Below are 19,428 nucleotides of genomic sequence, written 5' to 3' on the forward strand. Positions count from 1 at the left end.
ATCATTCTCTACAATACATGTGAAGTGAAAGGCTTCAAAAAACATGTTTAGGAGCGAACTAAATGAAAACCATGAAAATTTTGCTAGCCATTATATTGACATTGATGGTACTATTCGTCTCGGGCTGCAGTGGGATGCATAAGGAGAAAGACGATGAAGCACAATTAATTGCTGACAACTCAAGTGAAAAGATTGGGTTTTGGAATAAACAGAAAAGAGGTGCGAATTTCATGAATTCCAAATCTTTACCGGAAAACTATAAAGCGGCAAAGCAATATAATATAGAATTTATTCGTTTGGCTCCGGATAAATGGGCAAAGGATCATGATTTCCTGTTTAATGACAAACCTGATGTTCAACCTGAAAGAGATTTTCTGATAGGCAGTGCAAATGATTACAAAGGCATCGATGAGGAGGATTTTGCAGAGTTAAAGGCAGATCTCGATGCTGCGTATGAACGGGGATCAAAAGTTGTCCTGACAGTTCTTAGTCTGCCCGGCAACCGATGGCGACAGTTCAATCATTATGAAAATGATGATCGGATTTGGAAGGATACTAAATATCATGAACAATCCGCAGCATTTTGGAGAGATTTAGCGCAAAGGTTGAAGAATCACCCGGCTGTGATCGGGTATAATTTGATTAATGAGCCACATCCCGAAACAGCTTCTGGATTCAAGGATTTCTGGACGGAAGATTACCGTGAATGGTATAACAAAGTGGAAAATACAGCAGCCGATTTAAATGCATTATATAAAACCATTGTCAATTCCGTTCGTACGGTGGATAAAGAAACACCCATAATCCTAAATTCAGGACTATATGCCACACCATGGGCATTTGAATATTTAAAACCAATTAACGATGATAAGGTTCTTTATGCATTCCATATGTATGAACCATATGAAATGACAAGTCAAAATAAGAGAAAAGGATTTACCTATAAATATCCAGGTACGGTGGTAGTTGGAGAACGGAAAACGGAGAAATTGTTTAATAAAAATGCATTAGAGGAGTTCTTAGAACCTGTATTGAAATGGTCAAAACAAAACAACATACCAGCTAATCGAATCATCGTTGAAGAATTTGGCATAAATCGTTTAGTGGAAGGCTCAGATAGATATATGGCTGACCTAATCTCCATTTTCAATAAACATGGATGGCATTGGGCCTTTTATGCATTCCGTGAAGATACTTGGGAGGGAATGGATTATCAACTCGGGAATAAGGCACCAAAATGGGAATATTGGGAAGCTCTGGAGAATGGAGAAAAGCAAAACCGAGAAGAAATAGAAGTGAAAAATCCGATTTGGGATGTGTTGGAAAAAGAACTGAGGCGGGAATAAGACTATATTGTTATAAAACATGAATAAGAAGTGAAGTCTTATATTTAGGTTTCACTTTTTAGGATATTTAAGGAGAGTTTATCCATGAAAATTTTGATAGCTGATGATGAGAAGGGATTGACAGCCATATTGAAGACTTATTTTGAGAAGGAAGGATTCAATGTGTATGTTGCATACGATGGTGAACAGGCTTTGAATCTCTTCTTCTCCAATAAAATCGATTTGGTTGTGTTGGATTGGATGATGCCAAAATTAAACGGTATGGAAGTCTGCGCCGAAATAAAGAAAATGAGTTTAGTGAAGGTTGTGATGCTTACAGCAAGATCATCCAATGATGATGAATTCCGTGCACTGGATATTGGTGCCGATGAGTATATACGGAAACCATTTGACCCAAGAATTTTGATGATTAGAGTTAAAAAAATGCTTGGTCTGGAAAAAACAGTCGCGATCAGGGATTTAAAAATGGATTTCCCAAGAATGAAAGTATACAGAAATGGTAATGAGGTCAAGCTTTACAAAAAAGAGTTTGAATTGCTGACATTTTTGTATAAGAATAAAGGTCGGATTTTGTCCCGTGATACGCTGTTAACGATGGTATGGGGAATGAGCTATATAGGGGAAGAGAGAACGGTCGACACACACATTAATAGATTGCGTGACAAGATTGGTGCTGATAATATCCTCACGCATAGGGGATTGGGGTATAGCTTTCATGATAAAGAGCAATAAAATAAGCATGAAGCTATTATCAATGGTCACCATCATCATGGTTATCGTTTTCGGTGCATCCTATTTATTGAACAACTATTTCCTTTCTGATTATTATTTGTATAAGATGAAACAAAAAATCACATCGACTTATGATGAAATAAATGAACGGAGTATCAGTGAAATAAAGGAGAGTAAAAGTTCCACTGAAAATACTAACAATGTCACGATTGTCATCATCGAAAACAAAGGGAATATCGATGATTTGAATGAGCGTATGCAATTTAGTCTATATAAAGAGAAAATTCCATTGAACAAGTTTTGGATGACCGAAGATACTTTGAAAAAAGTAAGCGAGGGCATTCCAGTCAAACAGCTTTATAACCAAGGGAAAATTAAATCCAGTTTACTTACCCTATTATATGAGCAGGAAGGGCATCTGGTTTTAATCGGGTCAGTGATTGCCCATAATTCCGATGCCATGAAAATTATCAATCAATTGTATTTTTACTCCATCGTTTTCGGGACCATCATAACTTTATTGTTGGTTGCTTATTATTCCAAAAAAATCATTACTCCATTGGAAAAGCTGAAAAGCGTGGCAAAAGATATTGCCAATTTGGACTTTAAACAAGTAAATATAAGGTCAGGTGATGAAATAGAGGATTTATCTCACAGTATCAATGAAATGAGCTCTCGCTTAAAAAATGCTCATCTGCAATTGGAACAGAAAAATCAACAGTTAAATTCATTGGTATCTAACATATCCCATGAAGTGAAAACTCCTTTATCCTTAATACAAGCCTATACAGTCGGTATAAAGGATGGGCTTGATGATGGTACATATACGAATGTAATTCTAGAGCAGGTGAAGAATACTTCTGATATGGTAGATCACTTAATAATGCTTGCTAAAGTGCAGGCACTGGATATTAACACGGAAACTTTTGATCTAAGAGCGTTTATTCAGCAGCTAATTGTTCATTATAAAATCTTATTGAGTAATAAAGGCATGGAAGTACGCGATGATTTGGCCTCAGCCGAGAAATGCATGGTAAAAGCGGATAAAAGCCAAATGGACATCGTGTTCAACAACCTCATTGGTAATGCGATCAAGTATGGGGAAGGAGCCTTTTTTTTCTTAACACTGAACAATGAAACAGACGGCAGCTTGAGGTTTGAAATTATCAATAAAACGACGGTAGTAAAAGCTGAACATTTACATAATATTTGGGATTCTTTTTATGTGATAGAAGAATCGAGGAATAAGGAAATGTCCGGAACGGGTCTGGGCCTGGCAATCGTCGCCAATATATTGGATAAAAATGATTTAAGATACGAAGCAACTTTAAAAGGGGAGAATATTCACTTTACGATCTGGTTTGAAACACAGTAAAGCATTACCGTGTTTTTTTGGTGTTCATTATTTGAAAGTTGTGTTTCACTTTGCATTAAGCTCAAAAACACCGCCTTCCTATAGGGATGGAGGGGGGATTGGCCGTTACATTCCAGTCTGCATGACTCGGCTTTCCGTTGGTCCGTCCGTGAGATTCTTCGACGCTCTTTCTGTGGATGCGTATCTCCTAAGCGGGAGAGGCTCACACACTTGATTTCCCTCTAAACAAATAGATGTTGCCGCAGATGATGCAGTTTACAAAGCATACAGCTTTTACAAACTACCCGTTGTCTACAAATTGAGGCGTCACCACATTGGTGATGCCTTTTTTGTCATACTGCTGTGACTTTCGGAAGATATGATATGAATTAAGGATGGCTTCAGTTGACTACTAAAAAGACATGAAAAGGGGAAGAACAATGACGCGAGCAAATATGGGTAAGATGATTTTGGCTACATTGATATTGGTAACTGCACTAAAATTAATGGAATTCTTTGATACCACCTACATTTCCACAGAAAAAATGGAAGAAATCCAACAGCTGGTTGATGAATCGAGTGTCGGGAAAATTCAGGTGAACTGGAAAGACGTAACTGCAATAGCAAGTGTCGAATATACATTGGACACAGTGACGACAGAAGAATTAGTAAAAACGACAAGTCTTTTCATGGAGAAGAAAGGAGAGCGATATCGCTTGAAAGAAATGGCTGAAGTCACAGAAGCATTAGCTTATGATGAAAAACAAGTTAAAGAAGTAAAAGCTTTTAGAAAATATTTAAATGAGGGTGGTATTTTCTCGAAAATGGAAAGAGGCGATAGTGTGCAAAGAAGTTTTATTTCTAGCCTAAAGGGGGAGGCCATTGAAAATTATAAAATTTATGGCATCCTTCCCTCTATAACAATAGCCCAAGCCATATTGGAATCGGGTTGGGGGAAGTCGGAGCTCTCAAGGAAGTATAATAATTTATTTGGCATAAAAAGCTATAATTGGGATGGTGAGTCGGCCCATATTCGTACGAGTGAATTTCATGATGAGCATGTCCAAGCTGATTTTAGAGTATATGAAACGGTTTCCGATTCACTTCGTGACCACTCCGTGTTTTTAACTGAAAACCCGAGGTACGAGAGACATGGTTTATTTGCTGCCAAAACTTATATGGAGCAGGCTGCCGCATTACAGGAAGCCGGGTATAGTACGAAGGAAAATGAAGCCGGTGAGAAAATTTATAGTGAGCTATTAATGGAATTAATCAGGCAATATCAATTACAATTGATTGATAGTGAAGCTCATCTTGAATATGGGTAAGGTTCTGATTAAGATACATTCCAAAAATAAATTTCAATAACTTTTGAATCAGAAAAAGGTGAAAAGTGAATAGTAAGTGCTAAGAACAGAAATCATTTCCTTTGCATAGGGTAGGAGGGTATGGTATATTAAAGTGCGAGGAGGGATGAGCAATGGATGAATTGGTAAATGGCCCGGATTCAATGATTGAAGAAGAATGCTGCACGACCTCTTCCAATGGCCGTAAAAGTCATCACTCAGATGCAGTAAAAAAGAATTTAACGACCCGGTTAAATCGGATTGAAGGTCAAATTCGAGGTATTAAGGGTCTGATCGAAAAAGATACGTACTGTGATGATGTAATTACCCAGATAGCTGCCACTCAAAGCGCAATGAATAGTGTTGCCAAGATATTATTGGAGGGGCATTTAAGGAATTGCGTCGTGGAGCGGCTGAATGAAGGCGATACAGAGGTCATAGATGAAGTGCTTGTTACGATACAAAAATTAATGAAGAAATAAGGAGTGTCGATCTGTCATGGAAAAAGTAACATTGAATGTAAGTGGAATGTCTTGTGGTCATTGTGTCAACGCTGTTGAAGGGAATGTAGGAAAACTGGATGGTGTGGAAAGTGTGAACGTGCATTTGGATTCGGGTAAAGTGGATATAGCGTTTGATCTTGATAAAGTATCACTTGGAAAAATTAAAGAAACGATTGATGATCAGGGTTATGATGTCGAGTAAGTCATGAGAGTGCTTTTAGGGCACTTCTTTTTTACAAAAAAATATACCCCTTAGCGGTATAGGGAGGCGAGGCTGGTATGAGCGATTCCATGAAGGAAACGAGTATGCAAATTTCAGGGATGACTTGCGCTGCTTGTGCTAACCGAATTGAAAAAGGGTTAAACAGGCTGGAAGGCGTTAAGGAAGCTACCGTTAATTTGGCTTTGGAGAAGTCAGTCGTTAAATACGACGCTGAAATGATAAGCGATACCGATATTGAAATGAAAATCCAAGATCTTGGCTACGATGTCGTAAAAGAGAAAAGGGAATTCACGATTACAGGCATGACCTGTGCTGCCTGTGCAACGCGAATAGAAAAAGGGTTGAATAAATTGGACGGCGTGAGCAAGGCCAATGTGAACTTGGCGCTCGAACATGCCACCGTTGAATATGCTCCTTCAGAAATCACTCCGGCTGATATCATACAAAGAGTCGAAAAGCTTGGGTATGGAGCGATCATAAAGGAAGATTATAGGGAATCAGCTGATTTCCGCCAAAAGGAAATTCAAAGGCAAAAGAAAAGGTTCATCTTTTCGATCATGTTATCGTTTCCGTTGTTATGGGCAATGGTGAGTCATTTCAGGCTTACTTCGTTTATCTATATGCCTGATTTCCTCATGAATCCATGGGTGCAAATGGCATTCGCCACACCTGTACAATTCATCATAGGAAAGCAGTTTTATGTAGGGGCGTATAAGGCATTGAAAAATAAAAGTGCCAATATGGATGTTTTAGTCGCAATGGGTACATCGGCAGCTTATTTTTTTAGTGTCTATCAGGCCATCATTTCAGTTGGGTCCCATCACCATGCGGCACAGCTTTATTTTGAAACAAGTTCCATTCTGATTACCCTCATTCTATTAGGGAAGCTTTTCGAAGCAAAAGCAAAAGGCCGTTCCTCCGAGGCTATCAAAAAGCTGATGGGTCTCCAGGCAAAGACGGCTTTGGTGCTAAGGAATGGAGAGGAGCGGGAAATTCCCCTTGAAGAAGTGCTCGTAGGTGATCTCGTTTTGGTGAAGCCAGGTGAAAAAATCCCTGTGGATGGGGAAGTCGTCGAAGGGAACTCAGCCGTCGATGAATCCATGTTAACGGGAGAAAGCATTCCAGTCGATAAAACGATCGGTGCTATAGTGATTGGTTCTACCTTGAATAAAAATGGTTATTTGAAAATGAAAGCAACAAAGATCGGCAAGGATACAGCTCTTTCCCAAATCATTAAAGTCGTTGAAGATGCTCAAGGTTCGAAAGCTCCCATTCAGAGGCTTGCTGACAGAATTTCCGGAGTGTTTGTTCCTATCGTTGTCGGGATAGCCCTTATAACTTTCCTCGTATGGATCATTTGGGTGAATCCTGGCGTCTTTACATCAGCTTTTGAAGCGATGATTGCGGTGCTCGTCATAGCCTGTCCCTGTGCTTTAGGTTTGGCAACGCCAACTTCCATCATGGCTGGATCAGGGCGGGCTGCAGAATTCGGAATCCTCTTTAAAGCAGGGGAGCATCTGGAAACGACGCATCGTATCGATACGGTCATTTTGGATAAGACGGGTACGGTAACGAATGGAACCCCGGTGCTGACTAATGTCATCGTCGGGAATGGCATGGAGGAAGAAGAATTCCTCTCACTTATCGGTGCAGCTGAAAAGCAATCTGAACATCCACTTGCCGAAGCAATCGTCCAAGGAGTTCAAGCAAGAAAGATAGCACTTTCCGACGTTAGGGAGTTTGAAGCAATACCTGGTTATGGGGTAAAAGCGGTCGTGAAGCAAAATATGCTATTGGTTGGAACGCGTAAACTGATGAAGCGAAATAATGTGGATATCGCTTCGGCGGAAGCGGTTATGGAAGAACTTGAAGCGCAAGGAAAAACAGCCATGATCGCCAGCATCGAAGGAGAATATGCTGGAATCATAGCTGTTGCGGATACAATTAAGGAAACTTCCTTAGATGCGATCGCCAGGTTAAAAGCGATGGATATCGAGGTCATCATGATAACCGGAGATAATCAACGGACGGCTAATGCCATCGGCAATCAAGTGGGCATTGACCAAGTAATTGCCGAGGTCCTTCCTGAAGGGAAGGCGGAAGAAGTGAAAAAACTCCAGAATTCCGGTAAAAAAGTCGCGATGGTCGGTGATGGCATAAATGATGCACCTGCACTTGCCCTGGCTGATATCGGCATGGCTATCGGAACCGGCACGGATATAGCGATGGAAGCAGCGGACATCACCCTGATCCGCGGTGATTTAAACAGTATTGCCGACGCAATTCTCATGAGCAGGAAAACGATGCGGAATATTAAACAAAACCTGTTTTGGGCCTTTGCTTATAACGTAATCGGAATACCGATCGCGGCAATCGGGCTGCTTGCCCCTTGGTTAGCTGGAGCTGCAATGGCCTTCAGTTCTGTTTCAGTCGTATTGAATGCGCTCCGCCTTCAAAGGGTGAAGCTCTAAAGGCTCGTTTTTTACAATGAAGGCATTGGTACTCGTACCAATGCCTTTTTTCCTATTTGCTCAATTAACTTTCTGGAATAATGGTAACGGCAATCGTCCTTACAGGTGCATCTTTTTCTTTTCCAGAGGAGTGGTAGTATTTAGTCATCAAATCATTTAATTCATTTTGAAATTGCATAAATCGATCCTCAGCAAGCTTTAATTCCACTATAGAGAAGGTTGCACCATCTTCCTTACCGTTTCGTTCTTCCATTTTCGTCAAATAACTTTGGTATTGGGTCATAAGTGATAATTGATAAAGGGAAACATAATCCAGCTTCTTCTCAGCGGAAGCTTTTTTCCAATCTTCCACATTGATTGTAGCTTCCATTTCATTTAATGCGTAATATTTTTCCGAAACGGATTTGACCTTTTTTTCTTTAATGATGCGGATAATGCCAGCATCCAGCATAGCTTGTATATGTCTATATAGAGTTGCTTGAGGCACTCCTTCAATGGTTTTTACCATTTCCAATGGAGTCATGCCATGTTCTTTATTCCTCATCAGGACCTGTGAAATTTTCATTCGTACCGGATGCATTAAAACTTCAGCTTTATTGGCCATACGTTTCTCCTCGTTAGTAGTTTAATCGTATTCTTATTATAAATAATGAGAATGGGTATTGCAATATTTCGTACCGGCAGTTATTATTATCATTATCGATAATGATAATAAACTTCGGGGGGAAGTGTAAGAAATGCAGGTGCATTATGGAATAGAAGATATAGGAAGTATGGATGTAATGGCTTATCTTCCTTTGATTTTGCCGTTTATGGCTGTGGCTTTCCTATTGGTTTTAATTGCTTTGATTGATTTGTACAGACATAGAAAATCGAGGGATAATCTCCTTATATGGACCGTTGTCATCTTGTTTGTCAGCACGATCGGTCCAATTTTGTACCTTGTTATCGGCAGAAAGGATCGCTGGAGATGCTGAAACTTGAAATCAGAAATGTGACAAAAGCATTTGATGGAAAAGTCGCTGTGGATAATTTCTCGATGGATGTGAGGGCGGGGGTATGTGTCGGCTTGATTGGACCGAATGGTGCGGGGAAATCCAGCTTAATAAAAGTGATTTCAAATGTCATCGATCCGGACGGAGGCGAAGTTTTGCTCGATGGACAAAACATATCGAAAATGAAAAGCCAAATTGGTTATCTGCCGCAGTATCCTAATTTTTATAATTGGATGACGGCAACCGAAACACTTACGTTTATGGGGCGCCTTTCAGGATTGCTAAAACGGGACTTAACAAGCGCCATCCCGGAAATCTTAGCAAAAGTGGGTCTGTATGGTGAAGAGGATTCCAAGGTTGGCACATTTTCCGGCGGCATGAAACAGAGACTTGGCATTGCTCAAGCTTTGCTGCATAGTCCTTCGCTTATTGTTTTGGATGAACCCGTTTCCGCATTAGATCCTATTGGTCGAAGGGAGGTGTTGAACCTGATTGGAGAAATGAAAAAAGAAACGACGATTTTATTATCAACTCACATTTTAGGCGATGCGGAAGAAGTATGCGATAGGTTTGCCATTGTGAAAAAAGGAAGAAAAATAGAGGATGCCACAATCGCTAATCTATTAAACCGTAATGGGAAAAATAAGCTTTGCGTAAAAATCGCAGCGAAGGATCAAAAATGGATAGGCATCGTAAAAAACCTCCCTTGTGTGAAAGGTGTGGAGGTCATTGGGACAGAAGTCAATATACATGTGGACAACATCGATGAAAATAAAACACTAGTCCTTAAAAATGCACTCGAGCATGAAGTGGACATTATAAAATTCGAAATGAAAAACGATACTCTAGAAGATATTTTCCTGAAATTGGTGGTCATGAAATGAATGCCTTTAATGTACTAATGAAAAAAGAATTCATGCAAATGTTGAGGGACAATAAAGTTATTTGGCTGCCACTCGTTTTTATTTTATTAGGCATGACACAGCCGATAGTAACCCATTTAATGCCTTCCATCGTCAAAGCATTGGCCGGGGGGCAAGGAATCATGATCGATCCGAATATGATGGCATTAAAAGGAGGAGAGGTGTTAGCCAGTACATTAGCTTCGCAATTTGACCAGCTCGGTCTTATGATCCTTGTCATCTCCATGATGGGGATGATACAGACGGATAAAGCAGATGGCATGTTGGCCTTCATCTTAACGCGGCCTGTTACCGTAAGTTCCTATATTGCAGGTAAAATCGCCTCCCATTTTATAATCTCAGCTATTAGTGTAGTACTTGGATATGTTGCTTCCACTATATTTGTAAATTACCTTTTCACTAATGTACCATTTTCACGTATGATACCTGCACTTTCATTATATCTTGTATGGGTTCTCTTTATTGTCACTTTTACAGCGATGATCAGTACTATCATTACTGGTCAAGGAGTAATCGCTTTAATTTCGATAGTCTTCCTAATAGGCTGCAGAATCTTCGTCGGTTTAAGTCCTTTACTCGATATAATCAATTCAGCCAGTATGAGCAAACATGCCATGACGTTACTCATCACAGGCAGAATAAGTTCACAGGCAGTAATCAACCTGCTTGTGACGTCATTTTGGATCATACTCATGCTAAATGTAACCCATTATTGGATTGTAAATAAAAAATTCAATCATGAATAAGGACGTGTATTCTATCTAAATGGAAGCCGATGACAAGCGAGCATTGGCTTTTTTTATAGGAAAAAGCCTTGAGAGGTTCTCCTCATGAATTGGCACGATTCAGCTCTCAATTCAGCAACAATTAGAAAATTTTCACAAGATTAATTAATCGTGTAAATAATAGAAAAAAATGAAACAAACGAATGAAAAAATGGTAACATTTAGATGGTGATTGTTTTGGATAGGAGTTGATATGTGAAGAGAGGCATAACCAATATGTAAAATTATTAGAATGCTATGTAAAAGTAATGGTACAAAAAAATTGAAAAAAGATTCGGTGATTATGTGAACAAACGAAAAAGTTATTTTGATTCCAATCTGGCTCTGTTAATTATCATGTTGATGATTTTCAGCAGCGTTAGTTTATACAGCGCGCAAAAATATGCACAGTTAAATGTGGATTATTCCCAACAGCAAATTGTATGGTTTGTCATAAGTGGTTTGATTGTGCTGGTCATTTTTTATTTTGATTTTGAATCGATCATGAAACTGACTCCGTATATATATACATTCGGCATACTGCTGCTATTGTTCGTCTTATTAGGACCAGAATCGATTGCCCCGGTCAGGAAGGGGGCGAAATCGTGGATTGAAATTCGAGGATTAGGCTCGATACAACCCTCCGAGTTCATGAAAATCTTTTTAATATTGATGCTGTCCTATATCCTGACTAAACATATTGATAAGTTTCCAGTAGGCGATATAAGGTTTGATATCAGGCTATTATGTAAGATGGGGCTGCTGGCAGCTTTGCCAATTGGTCTAACCCTGTTGCAAAACGATTTTGGAACTTCATTGGTAATGGCCGTCATCACCATGGGGATTATTCTCGTATCGGGAATCAATTGGAAGATGATCGCATCTGTGGTTACGGTAGTGGTCGGGTTTATATGTTCCCTAGTTATTACTTATTTGTATGATCCCAACCTATTATTGGGCTTATTGGATGGGTATCAATTGGATAGGATCAATTCTTGGCTCGATCCATTTGGCCATGGGCAGGGAATCGGGTACCAATTGAAGCAATCCATATTGGCAATCGGTTCCGGGATGACGGAAGGGAAAGGCTTCAACCAAAGCGATGTCTACATTCCTGAGGCGCATACCGATTTCATATTTACGATAGTTGCCGAGGAGTTTGGGTTCATTGGGGCGAGTTTGTTAATATCCCTTTATTTCTTCATTATTTATAAAATCGTTGCGACAGCTATGAATTCCTCTTTTTTCGAATCCTTTATTTGTGTAGGTGTCATCTCCTTCTTGACCTTTCACATCTTTCAAAATATCGGAATGGTCATCGGACTCATTCCCATCACGGGCATTCCGCTGCCTTTGATGAGCTACGGAGGGAGCTCGGTAATGGCTACGATGATGGGGCTTGGATTGGTATTGAATGTTTCATTGAAGAAAAAGGATTACATGTTTTCTAATGAGTGACAAATTATATCCTCATGTTAGCTTCTAGATCAAGCGATGCTTGGTCTTTTTGTAGCTAAAAAAGCAGATAAATCGAGTGATATTGAAGCCATGTCACCGATCAGCTGATGTATTAAACGCACGCAAGTGGTGTTGAGCCAGGGCGACCACTAAGTGCATGATTGATACATTCCTTTATAGTTAGGGCGATTATCGATATAATAAATGTAAATCACTTATATAAAGGAGCAACAAATAATGACGAAGATTGATGAAACAAGGGATCTTATTATTAAGACATCCTTGGCTTTGTTTAATAAAAAAGGTTATAGTCAAACATCTATTCAGGATATCATGAGTGAATCGGGCTTACCTAAAGGGGCAATCTACAGAAGGTTTGAAAACAAAAACGAAATCGCTCTTGCAGCTTTTGATTACGCAGGAGGTATTATTTGGAGTCATTTCTTTGAGGCTACTAAGTCTATGGGAACAGCAACAGAGAAATTAATCGCAATGTGCCATGTTTATCAGGATGCGGTATATAATCCGCCAATTGAGGGAGGTTGCCCTTTACTCAATACAGCAATTGAGAGCGATTTTGGTTTCCAGGAGCTTCATGAGAAAGCTTCGGAAGCTTATAATCAAACATTACTTTTTATTCAATCTGTCATTGAAGAAGGGATTAGAAATCAAGAATTTCGTCAAGACGTTAATTCTTATTCACTTGCTTCCTTTCTGTTTTCAACTATTGAAGGTGCAGTGATGGCAAGCCGTTTATCACTCAATAATGATCACATGTTCCACAGTATTGAACAAGTTGAAGTATTGTTGCAGCATTACAAGAATGGAAGGTAGGAGGTACTTTTGCCTTCCGTTCAATAAGTTTTCACATTTTCACAGGTTGCATAAATATGTTTCCTAAGATAGAATACAATTATCGGACCGGACGGTTCGGTCCTAGATTATTCGATGAAAAGCGAGGGATTTATTGATGCATATTCAAGTTGTGTTATTTGATGGTTTTGATTTACTGGATGCAATTGCTCCTTATGAAGTTTTTACTGCTGCGGCGATGTATACCAATCAAGAGTTAACGGTGGAATTAGTAACAGCAGAAGGAAAACGTATGGTGAAAAGTGGTATTAATGACTTGATGATTCCAGCGAGCGGTAAGCTTGACGTAACTCGCGGAGGAATCATCCTTGTGCCTGGCGCATCCGGGTCAGTCAATGGGGATGGACCCGATTCAGTGCCAACAAAGCTAAAGCGCGCGATGGAGACGGATTTAAGTAACATGTTAAAAAATGCTTTTGATAATTCAGACATACTCGTGTCGACAGTTTGTGGAGGTTCTCTCATTCTTGCAATGAAAGGTTTATTAGTCGGTCGCCATGCCGTAACGCATCATATGGGAATGGAATTATTAGCTGCGACGGATGCAATTCCTATTAATGCACGAATTGTTGATGACGGAAATTTAGTAACCGGCGGTGGTGTTACTTCGGGAATTGATGTGGCCCTATATTTAATTGACCGAGAATTAGGTCCTCGTATTGCGCACGCAGTTGAACAATTATTCGAATATGAACGGAGAGGGACAGTGTGGAGAGCAGTAGGAGATGCACCAAAAGAAGAAAAAGAAATTGAAGTAACAACGGCCTCTCCTCCCCTCCCATCTATGAAAGGCGGATTGGATAATACCTTCGTTGGGGAATGGGACACGACTCTTTCAACACCGATTGGTAAGCTAACAGTTCTTTTGAATCTATTTTCTGAAGACGGACGATTCTACGGGACCGCTAAGCAAGGAGACGATATCGCTACATTAGAGAATCTTATAATTGAAGGCGATCGATTAAAATGGTCTATGTTGTCAACGAAGCCAATGCGTTTAAATTTGAAATTCTCTGTTTCGGTAAATGGAGACAGTATGTCTGGTGAAGCGAAAGCGGGAATGCTGCCTTCATCAAAACTAGTTGGGCACCGTGTGCTATAGGGAGTCACAAAGGATATTACTTACTGGATAAGGAGTTAAATATGTATCAGTTATTGGTGTTCATTCATGTAATAAGCGCGATATTTCTTGGAAGCTTTCTTGTGCTTCCATGGATGATTAAGACAATATTTTCTCGTACGGGTGATGAGTTTATTGGATTTCTTCGAATGGCTTTAAGCTTTCTCCGTTCTGGTCACTATGCGCTTATCTTTCTAATGGTAAGTGGGGGGTGGATGGTAACAGGATATTCAGCGTTTCCATCAATCCTGTGGGTGAGTATAGCTGTTGTTCTGCTTTTGTTGATAGGTGCACTTATGGGAATGATTCTCAAAACCTTAAAGAAAATCATTAAGGAAGATTATCCTAGTAATCACTTCGCGGAAAATCTTACAAAGTTAAGAACGATGAGTTGGGTGATGTTTTTAACGATTTTAATTGCTGTTTTAATAATGACGAATCCAAATTTACTTAATGTTTAGGAGGAAGGATAGACACATTGAAAGATAATGCTAAAGTAATAAGGACTATCATGTTAATTATTCCGTTTATGTGGGTACTTCATACCCTTTCGAAAAACTTTATGGTCGATCCCGATTTTCAAGGGTTTCTATCAAAAAAAGACGAGCTATTAGCACATGAATCGTTGTGGGTGGTTATTATTCGTATTCACATTATATTAGCCACCACCTCACTCATAACCGGTCCTCTTGGAATGATTAAGTCAATTAGGGTCAAGTTTTTAAAATTTCATCGGTGGAATGGCCGTATTTATGTTTTATCAATCGCTTTGAATTACATTCCTGGATTGTACGTGTCATTCTTTGCAACGGGAGGTTGGCTAAGTACTGTAGGCTTTCTTATCTTAAACACCCTTTGGATAACCACAACACTACTTGGCTATTCGTATATTAAAAAGAGACAAGTACTTGCACACAGCAAGTGGATGATCAGAAGCTTTTTTCTTTCCTTTGCCAACATGATCATTTATATAATTGTCGCGATTTTTCACAATGCACTAAGTTTTTCTTACGACACTTCATACACGATGGCAGTTTGGCTTTGCTGGATTCTTAATATTTCGTTAGCAGAGTTGTTAATCAGAAAGAAGATAGTCTAGGCGGATTTTGTAAAACGAAAAAAATTGACGATTCGAATTTCTTTGTTTTACATTTTAATTTTCATAGTAGAGCTTCCTCCTTAAGATGAGTTTTGGTTTGGGTATACTCTCATCATACTGAGGGGCTCTATTTTTTTTGAAGAAGAAATTTAGTGCTCTACAGGTATATAACGAAGCAGGATAGTTGATTAGGAAAGATCTGCGAAGTTGTAGAGTGTCAACCTGGTGATATTCTACAGTATCAAAAAAATTCATTCACATTAGTTGAATAAAGGAGAGTATCCGATCTCGCGACTAGATGAAATGTGGGCTTTTTAAGTGCAAAAAAACAGCCTGTTAGCTGCCTGTAATTTCAATCGGGAAATTATTACAACGAAGGGAGTCTTGATGGCGTTTCTTATCTTTTATTTGCGGTATATCGCAAAGAACCGGATCTCGTAATTTTTGCTGCCGATATCCTTAAGTAAGGATTTTATTGGTCGCCGTATCGCTCTTCTAATCAATCTCGGTCGAATTCTTTAGGTGCAGCTATCATTCGGTCATTTTCATCCGAAGATGTGTTCACATCTCTTCACACCATGCTTCGTAACTTGGCCAACTCTTTAGGTGATCAATTATCTGTCAAAAAGATCATCCAAGGATGTATACGGCAAGTGTTGAGCGAACAAGTAGTCAACTTGTGAAAGAACATTTTTAGTTTTTACATTCGTTGAAAACCAATCGTTTCCTTTTCTTGCCCTAGTAAATTCAATAGTTTGTCTAATTCCTGACTAATATGTAATGTGTTTGGGGCAGTGAATCCATACTTTAATGCGGTGGTTATTAACTCTTTTCTCAATATCTCGATTTTCTCATGTAATGCTTCCATACTATCCAATGCAAAATCCCTCGAGTACTATTTTTTTGGTATAAATTCTATTATTACATAAATTGGGATGTTTTTAAATAAAAAGTAAGTATTTACTTATGAATTTTTATTCAAGCGTTCGTAAGTCCTAAATGATGGGGTCTTTTTCGACCAGCAACATGCTTTTGGTCCGATCCATCTTTTACAATGACTACGAAGCTGCCGGATATCATGGCGGCAGATCCGTTCGATGCTACTTACGCTTGTTATTTGTAATGATTGAATGAATGATTCATGAAGAAAAATAGGAGGAAGGACTGTGTGGTTTTTAATGGTTTATAGGTCGGTGGAAATGTAAAAGTCAACATGTGTACTGCCTTGGCTTCATAAGTAACTAAAGTCTTGAATGCATCTCCCTAAAATATGCAATCTTTGATTTACACTTCTTCATACAACATTAAAAATGCCCTTCTATACTTGAAGCAGATTCAAACATTAGGAGGGGAAAGACCTGTGAATAATGAAAGAGCAATGGACGACTTGATTAAGAATTGGAGCGAATTAGGCAAGAATATGGACAGGCGGAATTTTATCCAGGGAGCAAGCAAGCTTGCCGGGCTTTCATTAGGTCTTGCCCTAGCCCAGTCAATGGGAGGGATCGAAGTGAATGCCGCCCCGAAATTCAGTGATTACCCCTTTACTCTCGGTGTAGCTTCAGGTGATCCGCTCTCGGATGGTGTGGTTTTGTGGACAAGGCTGGCACCTGATCCATTAAGTGGTGGAGGGATGCCCCATGAAGCCATTGCCGTTAAATGGGAAGTGGCTAAGGATGAACATTTCAGAAAAATCGTTCAGCATGGTAAGGAGATCGCCAGGCCTGAGCTTGGTCATTCGGTGCATGTGGAAGTAAGCGGGCTAAAACCGGATAAAGTGTATTATTACCGGTTTAAAAGCGGCGGGGAAGTAAGTAAGATCGGGAGGACGAAAACACTTCCCTCCATGAATTCAACCGTTTCGAGTCTGTCCTTCGCTTTTGTTTCGTGCCAGCAATTCGAGCATGGATATTATACGGCCTATAAGCATTTGGCAAAAGAAGATTTGGATCTTGTCTTTCACCTAGGAGATTACATATATGAATACGGGCCGAATGAATATGTTTCCTCTACAGGTAATGTACGTGTACATAATAGTCCTGAAATCATCACACTTGAGGATTATCGCAATAGATATGCTCAGTACCGCTCAGATACTCATTTAAAAGCGGCACACGCAGCATTTCCATGGGTCGTTACTTGGGACGATCATGAAGTTGAAAATAATTATGCAAATGTGATCCCGGAAAAAGGACAATCCGTAGAGGCGTTCATCAAGAGAAGGGCAGCTGCCTATCAAGCTTATTATGAGCATATGCCTCTCCGTAAATCGTCGTTGCCAAAAGGAGCGGATATGCGGTTATACCGGAATTTCTCATATGGTGACCTTGCTTCATTCTTTGTACTTGATTCACGTCAGTACAGGGACGATCAGGCAAACGGAGACGTCAGCTCACCACAAACCGCTGAATCTCTTGATCCGAAGCGTACATTGCTCGGATCAGAGCAGGAACGTTGGCTGACGGAAGGTCTTTCGAATTCAAAAACGAGGTGGAATGTGCTGCCACAGCAAATTTTCTTTGCCCAGCGTAATTATGGAACGCCTACCGCTCCAAAATTCAGCATGGATTCATGGGATGGGTACCCGGCAGCACGTGATCGTTTGATTGATGTCATAAAAAGCAGCAACATCGAAAACCTGGTTGTATTGACTGGTGATGTCCATGCAAGCTGGGCCGCCAATCTGAAGCAGGACTTCAATGATCCAAATTCGCGGATTTTCGGTGTGGAGTTTGTCGGTACGTCCGTCACATCCGGTGGCAATGGGGCAGACGTGCGCGCCGATACGGAGAAAATACTAAATCAGAATTCACATATTAAGTTCTTTAATGATTACCGCGGATATGTCCGGTGCAAAGTAACACCTGAACAGTGGAAGGCAGACTATCGAGTAGTTCCTTTCGTCACGGAACCTGGAGCCGATATTTCGACAAGGGCCTCCTTCGTTTTCGATAAAGACCAAACAGGCCTACGGAAGGTAGCATCAGCCTCGGTTACGGAAGGTGTCCAAAAAACGAGTGAAGTCGAGGAGGACCGCACGCGCGCACATGGTCGCGCACATGAAAAGCAAAAACTGAAGCAGCGAGGCAAGGTAACGAATTGAGTAAGCGACCAGGGACTTTTGTATGCAAAATAATATTGGAAAAGGATTGGAGTGAAATTGGATGCTTTCTAATATCGGGATACCAGGGCTAGTCATCGTTCTCGTGATTGCATTGATCATTTTTGGACCTTCGAAGCTACCGGAAATCGGGCGTGCCTTCGGCCGTACTTTGACCGAGTTCAAAAGTGCAACCAAAGGATTGGTGAATGATTCAGATAAAGAGGATGAAAATGAGAAAAAGTCAGCATTAAAAAAAGGTTGATTATGAAGATAGAGCGGGTGGAAGGGGTCGCCCGTTCCTTTTTGCTTATTGTGATTGGGGAAGGGAAGCCGCTGATGAAGCTTTCGACCAATAAAGATTTTAAAAAGGAGTGATGAAGGTGGGGAGTGAGGAAGTGCATGTTATGGAGCATATGGAAGAGCTCCGAAGCAGAATCATTAAGACGTTGATAGGATTTGTCGCCGCCTTCATAGTGAGTTTTATTTTTGTCCAGGATATTTATGAGGTGCTCATAAAAGATATGGACGGGAAGCTTGCCGTGCTCGGTCCAAGTGATATCCTCTGGGTATATATGATGATCGCTGCGGTTTGCGCGATTACCGCAACGATACCGCTGGCAGCCTATCAGTTATGGCGCTTTGTAGCGCCTGCGTTGAAACCGGAGGAGAGAAAAGTGACATTCCGATTCATTCCTGGGTTGTTCATATTATTCATCACTGGCATCGCGTTCGGTTATTTTGTGTTATTTCCGATAGTGCTAGGTTTCCTCACCTCCCTATCTGCCGGGCAATTCGAGATGGTTTTTACAGCGGAAAAATATTTTCGGTTCATGATTAATTTGATCTTGCCGTTCGGGATCTTATTCGAAATGCCGCTTGTGGTCATGTTCCTCACCAGATTAGGAATCATCAATCCTGCAGTGCTGAAAAAGTCGCGCAAGATTTCTTATTTCGCCCTTGTTATCATCTCAATATTGATCACGCCACCTGACATCATTTCGGATATTATGGTCATCATCCCTTTGCTCATGCTTTATGAAATGAGTGTCCAGCTTTCCACCATCGTTTATCGAAAGAGGCTTATGAAAGAAGAGACAGCTTTACATGTAGCATGAAAC

General features: G+C 40.2%; 20 protein-coding genes and 1 pseudogene. 19 read left to right on the plus strand and 2 right to left on the minus strand.

What is annotated here, in order from left to right; translation table 11 throughout:
• The first annotated feature begins 71 nt into the window (after positions 1-71).
• From ABE28_RS10285 to ABE28_RS10315, 7 genes are all read left to right on the plus strand, one after another.
• Positions 72-1,346: a glycoside hydrolase family 5 protein gene (locus ABE28_RS10285; RefSeq protein ID WP_373921339.1), complete on the plus strand. Its 1,275-nt coding sequence runs from the start codon at positions 72-74 to the stop codon at positions 1,344-1,346.
• A gap of 84 nt (positions 1,347-1,430) precedes the next feature.
• On the plus strand, positions 1,431-2,078 hold the full coding sequence (locus ABE28_RS10290; protein ID WP_064465293.1) for a response regulator transcription factor: 648 nt from the start codon (positions 1,431-1,433) through the stop codon (positions 2,076-2,078).
• A complete protein-coding gene (locus ABE28_RS10295; RefSeq protein ID WP_064465292.1) occupies positions 2,062-3,453 on the plus strand; it encodes a sensor histidine kinase in 1,392 nt (463 codons plus the stop codon). The genes ABE28_RS10290 and ABE28_RS10295 overlap by 17 nt, the downstream gene beginning before the upstream one ends.
• 419 nt (positions 3,454-3,872) lie before the next feature.
• The gene (locus ABE28_RS10300) at positions 3,873-4,760 is read left to right on the plus strand and encodes a glycoside hydrolase family 73 protein (protein ID WP_167353397.1); all 888 of its coding nucleotides are present in this window, start codon (positions 3,873-3,875) and stop codon (positions 4,758-4,760) included.
• Between the two features lie 182 nt (positions 4,761-4,942).
• Complete coding sequence (locus ABE28_RS10305) at positions 4,943-5,260, plus strand: metal-sensitive transcriptional regulator (protein WP_257390809.1); 318 nt, start codon at positions 4,943-4,945, stop codon at positions 5,258-5,260.
• 16 nt (positions 5,261-5,276) lie between these two features.
• The gene (copZ, locus tag ABE28_RS10310) at positions 5,277-5,483 is read left to right on the plus strand and encodes a copper chaperone CopZ (protein ID WP_064465290.1); all 207 of its coding nucleotides are present in this window, start codon (positions 5,277-5,279) and stop codon (positions 5,481-5,483) included.
• A 77-nt stretch (positions 5,484-5,560) separates the two neighbouring features.
• The gene (locus tag ABE28_RS10315; RefSeq protein WP_064465289.1) at positions 5,561-7,975 is read left to right on the plus strand and encodes a heavy metal translocating P-type ATPase; all 2,415 of its coding nucleotides are present in this window, start codon (positions 5,561-5,563) and stop codon (positions 7,973-7,975) included.
• 64 nt (positions 7,976-8,039) lie between these two features.
• Here ABE28_RS10315 and ABE28_RS10320 read toward each other — a convergent pair whose 3' ends face one another.
• Positions 8,040-8,579: a helix-turn-helix domain-containing protein gene (locus tag ABE28_RS10320; protein ID WP_064465288.1), complete on the minus strand. Its 540-nt coding sequence runs from the start codon at positions 8,577-8,579 to the stop codon at positions 8,040-8,042.
• A gap of 133 nt (positions 8,580-8,712) precedes the next feature.
• On the opposite strand from ABE28_RS10320, the gene ABE28_RS10325 reads away from it, so the two are divergent.
• From ABE28_RS10325 to ABE28_RS26080, 9 genes and pseudogenes are all read left to right on the plus strand, one after another.
• Entirely contained in the window at positions 8,713-8,952 is a 240-nt protein-coding gene (locus tag ABE28_RS10325) for a PLD nuclease N-terminal domain-containing protein (RefSeq protein ID WP_064465287.1), read from the plus strand.
• Positions 8,949-9,854, plus strand: coding sequence for an ABC transporter ATP-binding protein (locus ABE28_RS10330; protein WP_064465346.1), 906 nt, complete (start codon positions 8,949-8,951; stop codon positions 9,852-9,854). Before ABE28_RS10325 ends, ABE28_RS10330 begins: the two co-directional genes overlap by 4 nt.
• Positions 9,851-10,639, plus strand: a complete 789-nt coding sequence (locus ABE28_RS10335) for an ABC transporter permease (RefSeq protein ID WP_064465286.1) — start codon at positions 9,851-9,853, stop codon at positions 10,637-10,639. Before ABE28_RS10330 ends, ABE28_RS10335 begins: the two co-directional genes overlap by 4 nt.
• Positions 10,640-10,963: 324 nt before the next feature.
• Positions 10,964-12,115: an FtsW/RodA/SpoVE family cell cycle protein gene (locus ABE28_RS10340; RefSeq protein ID WP_064465285.1), complete on the plus strand. Its 1,152-nt coding sequence runs from the start codon at positions 10,964-10,966 to the stop codon at positions 12,113-12,115.
• Between the two features lie 237 nt (positions 12,116-12,352).
• Positions 12,353-12,949: a TetR/AcrR family transcriptional regulator gene (locus ABE28_RS10345; protein WP_064465284.1), complete on the plus strand. Its 597-nt coding sequence runs from the start codon at positions 12,353-12,355 to the stop codon at positions 12,947-12,949.
• 136 nt (positions 12,950-13,085) lie between these two features.
• On the plus strand, positions 13,086-14,090 hold the full coding sequence (locus tag ABE28_RS10350; RefSeq protein ID WP_373921326.1) for a DJ-1/PfpI family protein: 1,005 nt from the start codon (positions 13,086-13,088) through the stop codon (positions 14,088-14,090).
• Between the two features lie 41 nt (positions 14,091-14,131).
• On the plus strand, positions 14,132-14,569 hold the full coding sequence (locus ABE28_RS10355) for a hypothetical protein (RefSeq protein ID WP_064465282.1): 438 nt from the start codon (positions 14,132-14,134) through the stop codon (positions 14,567-14,569).
• A 17-nt stretch (positions 14,570-14,586) separates the two neighbouring features.
• On the plus strand, positions 14,587-15,207 hold the full coding sequence (locus ABE28_RS10360) for a DUF2306 domain-containing protein (protein ID WP_257390762.1): 621 nt from the start codon (positions 14,587-14,589) through the stop codon (positions 15,205-15,207).
• A 191-nt stretch (positions 15,208-15,398) separates the two neighbouring features.
• A pseudogene (locus tag ABE28_RS26080) lies at positions 15,399-15,479 on the plus strand (helix-turn-helix domain-containing protein); the annotation flags it as partial.
• Between the two features lie 428 nt (positions 15,480-15,907).
• Here ABE28_RS26080 and ABE28_RS24475 read toward each other — a convergent pair.
• Positions 15,908-16,075: an aspartyl-phosphate phosphatase Spo0E family protein gene (locus ABE28_RS24475; RefSeq protein WP_156775931.1), complete on the minus strand. Its 168-nt coding sequence runs from the start codon at positions 16,073-16,075 to the stop codon at positions 15,908-15,910.
• 510 nt (positions 16,076-16,585) lie between these two features.
• Here ABE28_RS24475 and ABE28_RS10365 point away from each other — a divergent pair.
• The 3 genes from ABE28_RS10365 to tatC all read left to right on the plus strand — a co-directional run bounded on the left by ABE28_RS10365 (position 16,586) and on the right by tatC (position 19,425).
• Positions 16,586-18,310: an alkaline phosphatase D family protein gene (locus ABE28_RS10365; RefSeq protein ID WP_156775932.1), complete on the plus strand. Its 1,725-nt coding sequence runs from the start codon at positions 16,586-16,588 to the stop codon at positions 18,308-18,310.
• A 61-nt stretch (positions 18,311-18,371) separates the two neighbouring features.
• Complete coding sequence (locus tag ABE28_RS10370; protein ID WP_064465280.1) at positions 18,372-18,572, plus strand: twin-arginine translocase TatA/TatE family subunit; 201 nt, start codon at positions 18,372-18,374, stop codon at positions 18,570-18,572.
• A gap of 142 nt (positions 18,573-18,714) precedes the next feature.
• The gene (tatC, locus tag ABE28_RS10375; RefSeq protein WP_373921340.1) at positions 18,715-19,425 is read left to right on the plus strand and encodes a twin-arginine translocase subunit TatC; all 711 of its coding nucleotides are present in this window, start codon (positions 18,715-18,717) and stop codon (positions 19,423-19,425) included.
• Positions 19,426-19,428 lie beyond the last annotated feature (3 nt).

Origin of the sequence: Peribacillus muralis (assembly GCF_001645685.2) — a bacterium.
Lineage (GTDB): Bacteria > Bacillota > Bacilli > Bacillales > DSM-1321 > Peribacillus > Peribacillus muralis_A.

What these genes read in the sequence shown, in the direction of transcription:
- ABE28_RS10295 (WP_064465292.1), top strand. Translation starts at nt 2,062, where the DNA reads ATGATAAAGAGCAATAAAATAAGCATGAAGCTATTATCAATGGTCACC.
- ABE28_RS10285 (WP_373921339.1), top strand. Translation starts at nt 72, where the DNA reads ATGAAAATTTTGCTAGCCATTATATTGACATTGATGGTACTATTCGTC.
- ABE28_RS10325 (WP_064465287.1), top strand. Translation starts at nt 8,713, where the DNA reads ATGCAGGTGCATTATGGAATAGAAGATATAGGAAGTATGGATGTAATG.
- ABE28_RS10355 (WP_064465282.1), top strand. Translation starts at nt 14,132, where the DNA reads ATGTATCAGTTATTGGTGTTCATTCATGTAATAAGCGCGATATTTCTT.
- ABE28_RS10370 (WP_064465280.1), top strand. Translation starts at nt 18,372, where the DNA reads ATGCTTTCTAATATCGGGATACCAGGGCTAGTCATCGTTCTCGTGATT.
- ABE28_RS10345 (WP_064465284.1), top strand. Translation starts at nt 12,353, where the DNA reads ATGACGAAGATTGATGAAACAAGGGATCTTATTATTAAGACATCCTTG.
- ABE28_RS10305 (WP_257390809.1), top strand. Translation starts at nt 4,943, where the DNA reads ATGATTGAAGAAGAATGCTGCACGACCTCTTCCAATGGCCGTAAAAGT.
- ABE28_RS10300 (WP_167353397.1), top strand. Translation starts at nt 3,873, where the DNA reads ATGACGCGAGCAAATATGGGTAAGATGATTTTGGCTACATTGATATTG.
- ABE28_RS24475 (WP_156775931.1), bottom strand. Translation starts at nt 16,075, where the DNA reads ATGGAAGCATTACATGAGAAAATCGAGATATTGAGAAAAGAGTTAATA.
- ABE28_RS10350 (WP_373921326.1), top strand. Translation starts at nt 13,086, where the DNA reads ATGCATATTCAAGTTGTGTTATTTGATGGTTTTGATTTACTGGATGCA.
- ABE28_RS10320 (WP_064465288.1), bottom strand. Translation starts at nt 8,579, where the DNA reads ATGGCCAATAAAGCTGAAGTTTTAATGCATCCGGTACGAATGAAAATT.
- ABE28_RS10290 (WP_064465293.1), top strand. Translation starts at nt 1,431, where the DNA reads ATGAAAATTTTGATAGCTGATGATGAGAAGGGATTGACAGCCATATTG.
- ABE28_RS10365 (WP_156775932.1), top strand. Translation starts at nt 16,586, where the DNA reads ATGGACGACTTGATTAAGAATTGGAGCGAATTAGGCAAGAATATGGAC.
- ABE28_RS10335 (WP_064465286.1), top strand. Translation starts at nt 9,851, where the DNA reads ATGAATGCCTTTAATGTACTAATGAAAAAAGAATTCATGCAAATGTTG.
- copZ (WP_064465290.1), top strand. Translation starts at nt 5,277, where the DNA reads ATGGAAAAAGTAACATTGAATGTAAGTGGAATGTCTTGTGGTCATTGT.
- ABE28_RS10315 (WP_064465289.1), top strand. Translation starts at nt 5,561, where the DNA reads ATGAGCGATTCCATGAAGGAAACGAGTATGCAAATTTCAGGGATGACT.
- tatC (WP_373921340.1), top strand. Translation starts at nt 18,715, where the DNA reads ATGGAGCATATGGAAGAGCTCCGAAGCAGAATCATTAAGACGTTGATA.